The sequence below is a fragment of the Caulobacter sp. 05T431 genome, from assembly GCF_056665975.1.
Window position 1 is genome coordinate 1 of the sequence record NZ_JBFTKU010000059.1, and the last position, 694, is coordinate 694.

2 protein-coding genes are annotated in these 694 nt (G+C 64.1%); both read right to left on the reverse strand.

Features of this window, described 5'->3' with window-relative positions:
* Window positions 1-384 (reverse strand): DUF5996 family protein (locus AC1U89_RS24510; RefSeq protein ID WP_479902214.1); only part of this gene is annotated, 384 nt, incomplete at its 3' end.
* Window positions 385-421: 37 nt separating this feature from the next.
* A partial coding sequence (locus tag AC1U89_RS24515) for a hypothetical protein (RefSeq protein ID WP_479902215.1) occupies window positions 422-694 on the reverse strand: 273 nt, incomplete at its 5' end.

Genomic DNA, 694 nt, shown 5'->3' on the forward strand with positions numbered 1-694 from the left:
GTTCGGGACCGCACGGATGGGTGCCTGAATGCCGAGCTTGGCGAGGGTGTCAAACACTTCTGCATGGAACGCGGCCACGGACTTTGGTTCGAGGACGATGCTCCGGGCAGTCCCGTCGCTGGCGCGAACATGCAACTGGTGGTCGCAGAAATCGAATTCGACGTCGAATGCCCCTCCCCCGCAGGGGATTTTCGACGTCGACAATCCGCGCGGTGTGACGTACAGCGTCACGTGCCACCAGTGGTTCAGCATTGGCGTGAGCGCCATGCGGATCTTGCCGACAATCTGCATCCACATGTGCACGGTGTCCCGGGTTTGAATCCAGTCTCCGACCCGGAGTTCGGGCCACCCGTTGCCGGCGCCGGGAACTTCAGCCGCGTTCATCGCAGGTCCCTCCGTGCCGAATACCGACTCGACGAGTTCAGTCCGGCCGCACCCGTTTGTTCCATCCGTGGAACGGTGCCCAGTTGCCCGCGTCCCAGGCGTCGCGGAGGCCCGGGGTGCTGAGGTCCCAGTCCGGCCGGATCTCGCTCATCACGGCGCGCAGATCGTGGCGCAGGTCCTCGACGGAGGGGCGCCCCCAGAACCAGTAGCCGTTGTAGATGCTGTGGATGATCAGGCCGGGCTTCAGAACCAGGGTGTGCGGGATCATCGGATCGTGGTCCGGGTCGGTGTACTCCTGGATGTCCAGATC